We start from the raw sequence: 6,734 nt of genomic DNA on the forward strand, positions 1-6,734 counted from the left end.
TCCAAGGAAAGCGGAACGCGGCGAGCGCGATCAAAAAGGCGGCGATTCGGTGATTTAGGGTCGATCGGCGTTCAACTGTTCCGATTCGACCACGCGGCTATGGGCCAATTCCAGCGGTATCGGGTCGCTATTGGCTCTGGTTCCGCTTCGGTACCGAGAAGGTGCCGGTCACCCGGCCGCCGCTGTTCGTCACGGTGCCGGGCGCGCCGCCGACCGCCGAACCGTCAATCACCGCGCGGCCGGTATCGAGGTTGATCGTCAGCCGGCCGCCATTGACGGTGTTGCCGCCCTGAAGGAGCGTGACGCCGCCGAGCATGGTGATGATTCGCTTGTTGAGGTCATAGACCGCATATTGGCTGCGCGCCGTCTGGTCGGGGCGGGTGACGGTGACGTTGCCGGCAGCATCGAGCCGCGAAACCTGGGGGCTGCCGTCGACCACCTGACCGGTATAGGCGACGGTCATCCTGGCCGAATTGAGCGTCATCTCCGCCTGGCGGACGGAGACGTTGCCGGTCAGGATCGCGCGATTCGCCTTGTCCTGAAGCTCGATATGGTCAGCGCCGAAATTGATCGGCGCGGTCGAATCGTGACGGTTCTGCGCCGTCGTCCCGCCGGCCCATAAAAAGACGGGGAAAAGCGCTGCTAGCGCGATCATGCGGGTCGGACGGGCCATGGGCAGCCTATCTCCTCTTTCGCGGCACGATCCGCAAGCGCGCATTGCCGTCGAGCGTCACGACATGGTTTTCCAGGTCGGCGGTAAGCCGCGATGCGCTGAACGTCCCTTGCGGCACGGTGCCGGTCACCGCCCCGCCGCTCCGCATCATGCGGGTCTTCAAGTCGACCGTCGCGTCGTTGGTGTCGATCTGATAGCCGCCGGACGCATTGAATCGCAGGGGGCCGTCGAGCATTACCTGCTGGCTGTCGATGTTATAGCGGCCATGATCGGCGACGACGCTGGCCGGCCCGTCCGCAAGGCCGATCGTCGCGGCGAGCTGGTTGAGCTGGACGATCGGCTCTGCCGAGCTCTTCTGCACGGCTGAGCCCGCGGTGAGCTTGAAGGGCTGCCCCTTGCCGTCCTCCCCGCGATAGGTAGCCGACTGGATTCGCAGCCTTTCCTTGGCGACCTCGACCTTGTTCTTGTCGAGCAGGAAGCTGACATCGCCCGATCCGGCAAGCGGCATCATCACCAGGAATGCGGCGAGCACGCCGATCAGCACCGGCAGCACGAGGCGCAGCACGCCGATGACCCGGTCGTGACTGCTCCCCGGCGCAGCCCAGATCTGCCGGGCGCTGCGAACGCTGACCGCGGCTTCAGACATTCTTGTCGCCCTTGGCGAGGCGGCACCACCCTCCGCCGCCATTCCGGCGATGCTGCGCATCGCCGGAACCTTGGGCGGCCAAGCCCGCTCTTCGGGTGTTTTCAGACATGCGCGAAGATGTCGATCTCGGGCCAGCCTGCGAGATCGAGGTCGGCGCGTGCGGGCAGGAAGTCGAAACAGGCCTGGGCAAGCGCCGTCCGGCCCTCGCGCGCGAGGCGCCGGTCGAGTTCCTCGCGCATGCGGTGGAGATACCGCACGTCGGAGGCGGCATAATCCTTCTGCGCGTCGGAAAGGACGGGGCCGCCCCAGTCGGAGGATTGCTGCGCCTTCGAGATATCCTGGCCGAGCAGCTCGCGGACGAGCTCCTTCAGGCCATGTCGATCGGTATAGGTGCGCACCAGCCGCGAGGCGGTCTTGGTGCAATAGACCGGCGCTGCGTCGACCTTCAGATAATGTTTGATCGCGGCGAGGTCGAATCGCGCGAAATGATAGAGCTTCACGCGAGCGGGATCGGCGAGCAGCGCGCGCAGGTTCGGCGCTGCATAATCGCTCCCGGGCGAGAAGCGGACGAGATGCTCGTCAGCGCCGCCGTCTGAAAGCTGGACGACGCACAGCCGGTCGCGCGGCGTGATCAGGCCCATCGTCTCGGTATCGACGGCGATGTCGGCGCCATCGGCGAACAGCCCTGCGGGAATGTCTTCTTCGTGGAGATAAACGGTCATGCCGTTCGCCTAGCCGCGAACGGCGTCCCGCTCAATGCCCTCCGCCTCCCGCTCTTTTGCGCTCGCGCGCCTTGCGCGACAGGATGTTGAGCGTCTCGACCCCGGCCGAAAAGGCCATTGCGCTGTAGATATAGCCCTTGGGCACATGCACGCCGAAGCCGTCGGCGATCAGCACCATGCCGATCATCAGCAGGAAGCCGAGCGCGAGCATCACCACGGTCGGGTTGCGGGCGATGAAATCGGCGAGCGGGGTCGCGGCGAACAGCATCACCCCGACCGCGACGATGACGGCGACGAACATCACCGGCAGGTCGTCGGTCATGCCGACCGCGGTCAGGATAGAATCGATCGAGAAGACCATGTCGAGCAGCAGGATCTGCACGATCGCCGCGCCGAAGCTCATCACCGCGCGACCCTTCTTGTTGCCCTCCTCATCGAGCCCCTCGCCCGATTCGGCGGGATCCATGCTGTGATGGATTTCGCTGGTCGCCTTCCACAGCAGGAAGACGCCGCCGGCGATGAGTATCAGGTCGCGGATCGAAAAGGCGGTCTCGAAGCTCGGTTCGCCATGCGTGTCGAGCGCGCCGGCCAGGCCAAGGTCGAACACCGGCACCACCATCTGCGCGATCCAGGCGATCGTCGAGAGCAGCGCGAGGCGCAGGATCAGCGCGAGGCCGATGCCGACCCGGCGTACCCGGGCCCGCTGGTCTTCGGGCAGCTTGTTGGAAAGGAGCGAGATGAAGATCAGATTGTCGATCCCCAGCACCACCTCCATCACAATCAGCGTTGCAAGCGCCGCCCAGGCGGCGGGATCGGTGATAAGGGCCATGATCGACATGCCCGCGGGTCTGCCGTGCCCCTTCCCGCGGCGCAAGCGTGGATTTGATGTCACCGATTCGATTGATCTTGCCGTATTTCGGACGAATTTATTCGCAGGCTAAGGGGAATTACGCTACACCGACTCGGTGACGCGATTGGTTTGGCGTTCGAACATCCGCGCTTTTCGTCCAGCGCGGGCGTGTTGATATGGCGATTTGGACGAGCCGGGAAGACGAACAGGGCATGAGTTTCGATAAAGGACGCCGCGGGGATCGCGGCGGGCGTGGGCGCGACAAGCGTGACGGTTTCGGCGGTGAAGGCGGTTTCGACAGCGGCTTTGGCGGTGGTGACCGCTTCGGCGGTGGCGGCGATCGCTTCGGTGGCGGTGGTGACCGATTCGGCGGCGGCGGCGGTGATCGCTTCGGCGGCGGCGGCGGCGGCGGTTTCCGCAGCGGCGGCGGCTTCGGCGGTGGAGCCGGCGCTGGCGGCGGTGGTCGCGGCATGCCGCCCCAGGTCGTTGGCGAGGGCACGGGCGTCGTCAAATTCTTCAACGGCCAGAAGGGCTTCGGCTTCGTCGTTCGCGATGATGGCGGCGAGGATGTGTTCGTGCACATCTCGGCGGTCGAGCAGGCCGGCCTGACCGGTCTGGCCGAGGGACAGCCGCTCGGCTTCACCCTGGTCGATCGCGGCGGCCGTATCTCGGCGACCGATCTCAAGATCGAGGGCGAGCCCCTCCCCGTCACTGACCGCGGCCCGCCGCGTGATCGTGATGCGGGTCCGGGCGGCCCGCGTGGTGCCGCCGGTGGCGCCGGGCCGCAGCGCCAGCTGACCGGCGAGAAGGCGACCGGAACGGTCAAGTTCTTCAACGCGATGAAGGGCTTCGGCTTCATTCAGCGCGACGATGGCCAGCCCGATGCGTTCGTCCATATCTCGGCGGTGGAACGCGGCGGCATGACCAGCCTCAACGAAGGCGACCGGCTCGAATTCGAGCTCGAGGTCGATCGGCGCGGCAAATATGCAGCGGTGAACCTCACTTCGATCGCATAAGTTCCGGCTTTTGGACGACAGAAAAGACCCGGTACGCTTTAGGCGTGCCGGGTTTTTCTTTGCGGTGCGCGCAACGCCCCATGCCTAATGCACAGTAAATTGCTGTAGTTTAGGATCGGTTCATGCGCACTCTGCTCATCGCCCTTATCGGCCTCGCCTTCGCCGCGCCCGCAGGCGCCGCACCTGCGCCGCACCTATCGATCGCGAGCTTCGACCAGCTCGCAACGCCCCTGCCGCTGCCCTATGACGAGCAGGCGAACGCCCGCGCCGTCGTCGCCGTCGCGAAAGCCCGCGCCAGGGCGCGCCACAAGCTCCTGCTGATCGATCTCGGCGGCAACTGGTGCCTCGATTGTCGCTTGCTCGCCGGCGCCATGGACCTGCCCGAGCTCCGTAAATTCCTCGCCGCGCGCTACGAGATTGTCGTCGTCGATGTCGGCCGGTTCGACAAGAACCTCGATATCCCGGCGCATTACGGCATCACTGAACGGCTGGAGGGCGTGCCGAGCGTCCTCATCGTCGATCCGCGCACTGACCGGCTGCTCAATCCGGGTCACACCGCCGCGCTTGCCGACGCCCGCAGCATGAGCCCCCAGGCGCTCGCCGACTGGCTGGCGGGCTGGACGAAATAGGGGCGCTATCAGGCGCACCACATGGCCGCCCTCACTTCCTTTCTTCCCCGGCCCTCGCCGGGCAGCAGGAAGGAAAGTGCCCGAACGTACCTGTTGGCCAGGCCAATACACGACGCCCAGTGCAGGCCAGCCGCCTCCGGCCCGATTGTTCTTCGCTCAACCGCTGATCGGCACCGCATCATGAAGCAAGGTCATGTCGAGACGAATCGTGCCATTCTCGTCTGAGATCACATCGACGAATTCATGGTCGATCAGCACATGCTCGCGGTCATAGCGCGCGCCGCCCTGTGACGGGCTGGCGAGCAGCGTATCGAGCCCGCCGATCGTCACCGTGAGCAGGAAGCGATCTTCTCCCAACAGCGATTCGAGCAGCGGGCTGTCATCCTCCATCAGATGCACGATCGTCCAGGAAAGGCCGAGCAGCGGGTTGACGTTGCGCATCAGCGGCAAGGTGCTGAGGCTGCGGAAGGTGCGCCCGTCATGCAGATGCACCGTGCGCAGATAGGACATTTGCGCGGTGGCGTCAGCGAGCGGTTGCGAGCGCATCGAGGCGACGCGGACCATCAGCGCCTTCTTGCCTTCATAGCGGCCGATCACGGCGACATTGCTGAACACGAGGCTCTCGCGCGGCCGGGCGAAGCGCGCGAAGATCAGGCCGGTCATGGTGGCCGAAAAGAACAGGCCGGTCAGGATCTCGACTGAGGCGATGGCATGGCCGAAATGAGTAGCCGGCGCCATCACGCCATAGCCGACCGTCCCCAGCGTATCGACCGAGAAGAAGAAGCCGTCGACGATCGAACCGGGCACTGCGTTGGCCACCGTGCCGGGCAGGAGAGCGTAGATCGCGCCGAACATCAGGTTGATGGCGAGGAAGACGAGCGAGGCGAGGCCGATGAAAACCGGCCAGCTCATCTCCATCACCCAATAATAGATATCGCCGAGCGGCGACGGCGCGCCCACCTTGATCGCGGGCGATCCGGCGAAGTTGACGATCTGGCGGCGCGGTTTTCTCGGCATGGCAAGAACGTCGGCCAGGATCGCGGCGCCGTCAATCAGCCGCTGAGGATCAGCGCCGCGCCCCCCAATATCCCGAACACGCCGATCACCCGTCCGGTGGTGGCGCGCTCCTTCAGGAACAGGATCGAGATCAGCAACGCCGTCACCATGCCGGTTTCGCGCAGCGCGGCGAGCGGCGCGGTCGGCCCGAGCGAAAAGGCGGTGAGCGCCATTCCATAGGTCAGGATCGAGAGGACCCCGGCGATCACACCGGGCCGCCACTGCGCCCGCGCCGCCGCGAACATTGCGCCGCGCGAGAGCAGGCCGAACATCAGGACGACCACCGCCCCCATCTGGACGAACAGCCAGACGATATAGCTGTCGGCGCTCGGCGCGGCGCGGACGCCGATCGCATCGATCACGGTGTAGCCGGCGATGCAGAGTCCGGTCGCCAGCGACCAGCCGAGCGCGGCACGGCCGATATGCCGGCCGGCGATCATCACGAACATCGCAGCGCCGATCAGCGCGATTCCAGCGATCTGGCTGGTCGTGGCCGGTTCGCGCAGGAACCCCAGCGTCACCAGCGCGGTGATCAGCGGGGCGGTGCCGCGCAGCACCGGATAGGCCGCCGAGAGATCGGCGATTCGATAGGCGCGGATCAGCGCATAGAGATAGAAGCAATGGATGAGCGCGCTCGCCGCCAGCCAGCCCCAGGCGCCATGCGGCAATGGCACCAGCAGGGTGGCCGGCAACAGGATGATTGCGCTCGTCCCATCGGTGATCGCACGGCCAGCAGCCTTGTCGCGCCCGCCTTTCACGATCGCATTGACCACCGCATGAATCGATCCCGACGCGATCATCAGCAATGCGGCGAGCGTGAAGGCGGGCATGACGCCGCCATGAAGTGGGTCGCCGGGCGACACAAGCATGCGCAGCCAATTCAACCTCTGGGAAGAGTGTGGGAAGGCGATGGCGGATGGGCGCCCCATGAGGGCCGTCCCGCTCTTTGACATTGTCGGACGATATTCTCCCGCTGCTATGGCGCACCGCTCCGCTGTTGTTGCCGCTGTTCCCCGCTGTTCCGCGTCGCTGTTCCGTCGCTGTTCTCCCGCTGTTATCCGATAACAGCGGAATTGGTAACTGGGGCAGATTCTCGGGCGTCAGGCTGATGCGAGTTTGACGAGACTGGGAAGAGTTGGGAC

General features: G+C 65.4%; 8 protein-coding genes. 2 read left to right on the forward strand and 6 right to left on the reverse strand.

Annotation, left to right across the window (positions count from 1 at the left end; translation table 11 throughout):
• Positions 1 to 127: 127 nt before the first annotated feature.
• The 4 genes from ABD050_RS10415 to ABD050_RS10430 all read right to left on the reverse strand — a co-directional run bounded on the left by ABD050_RS10415 (position 128) and on the right by ABD050_RS10430 (position 2,879).
• Positions 128 to 655, reverse strand: coding sequence for an LptA/OstA family protein (locus ABD050_RS10415; protein ID WP_343889258.1), 528 nt, complete (start codon positions 653 to 655; stop codon positions 128 to 130).
• Between the two features lie 25 nt (positions 656 to 680).
• Complete coding sequence (gene lptC, locus ABD050_RS10420) at positions 681 to 1,319, reverse strand: LPS export ABC transporter periplasmic protein LptC (protein ID WP_343889249.1); 639 nt, start codon at positions 1,317 to 1,319, stop codon at positions 681 to 683.
• 101 nt (positions 1,320 to 1,420) lie between these two features.
• Positions 1,421 to 2,041, reverse strand: a complete 621-nt coding sequence (locus ABD050_RS10425) for a ribonuclease D (RefSeq protein ID WP_343889250.1) — start codon at positions 2,039 to 2,041, stop codon at positions 1,421 to 1,423.
• Between the two features lie 31 nt (positions 2,042 to 2,072).
• The gene (locus ABD050_RS10430; protein WP_343889251.1) at positions 2,073 to 2,879 is read right to left on the reverse strand and encodes a TerC family protein; all 807 of its coding nucleotides are present in this window, start codon (positions 2,877 to 2,879) and stop codon (positions 2,073 to 2,075) included.
• 224 nt (positions 2,880 to 3,103) lie between these two features.
• Here ABD050_RS10430 and ABD050_RS10435 point away from each other — a divergent pair, with 224 nt between their 5' ends.
• Both ABD050_RS10435 and ABD050_RS10440 read left to right on the forward strand, forming a co-directional pair.
• Positions 3,104 to 3,907 (forward strand): cold-shock protein, encoded by an 804-nt coding sequence (locus tag ABD050_RS10435; protein ID WP_343889252.1) that lies wholly within the window; start codon positions 3,104 to 3,106, stop codon positions 3,905 to 3,907.
• A 122-nt stretch (positions 3,908 to 4,029) separates the two neighbouring features.
• Entirely contained in the window at positions 4,030 to 4,536 is a 507-nt protein-coding gene (locus tag ABD050_RS10440) for a thioredoxin family protein (RefSeq protein ID WP_343889253.1), read from the forward strand.
• A gap of 156 nt (positions 4,537 to 4,692) precedes the next feature.
• Here ABD050_RS10440 and ABD050_RS10445 read toward each other — a convergent pair whose 3' ends face one another.
• A complete protein-coding gene (locus ABD050_RS10445) occupies positions 4,693 to 5,553 on the reverse strand; it encodes an ion channel (RefSeq protein WP_343889254.1) in 861 nt (286 codons plus the stop codon).
• 35 nt (positions 5,554 to 5,588) lie between these two features.
• Positions 5,589 to 6,461 (reverse strand): EamA family transporter, encoded by an 873-nt coding sequence (locus ABD050_RS10450; protein WP_343889255.1) that lies wholly within the window; start codon positions 6,459 to 6,461, stop codon positions 5,589 to 5,591.
• Positions 6,462 to 6,734: the final 273 nt, after the last annotated feature.

Source organism: Sphingomonas oligophenolica (genome assembly GCF_039522915.1).
GTDB classification, from domain to species: Bacteria; Pseudomonadota; Alphaproteobacteria; order Sphingomonadales; family Sphingomonadaceae; genus Sphingomonas; species Sphingomonas oligophenolica.

Coding starts and splice junctions, on each gene's coding strand:
- ABD050_RS10440 (WP_343889253.1), top strand. CDS start 4,030: ATGCGCACTCTGCTCATCGCCCTTATCGGCCTCGCCTTCGCCGCGCCC.
- ABD050_RS10445 (WP_343889254.1), bottom strand. CDS start 5,553: ATGCCGAGAAAACCGCGCCGCCAGATCGTCAACTTCGCCGGATCGCCC.
- ABD050_RS10450 (WP_343889255.1), bottom strand. CDS start 6,461: ATGCTTGTGTCGCCCGGCGACCCACTTCATGGCGGCGTCATGCCCGCC.
- ABD050_RS10415 (WP_343889258.1), bottom strand. CDS start 655: ATGATCGCGCTAGCAGCGCTTTTCCCCGTCTTTTTATGGGCCGGCGGG.
- lptC (WP_343889249.1), bottom strand. CDS start 1,319: ATGTCTGAAGCCGCGGTCAGCGTTCGCAGCGCCCGGCAGATCTGGGCT.
- ABD050_RS10430 (WP_343889251.1), bottom strand. CDS start 2,879: ATGTCGATCATGGCCCTTATCACCGATCCCGCCGCCTGGGCGGCGCTT.
- ABD050_RS10435 (WP_343889252.1), top strand. CDS start 3,104: ATGAGTTTCGATAAAGGACGCCGCGGGGATCGCGGCGGGCGTGGGCGC.
- ABD050_RS10425 (WP_343889250.1), bottom strand. CDS start 2,041: ATGACCGTTTATCTCCACGAAGAAGACATTCCCGCAGGGCTGTTCGCC.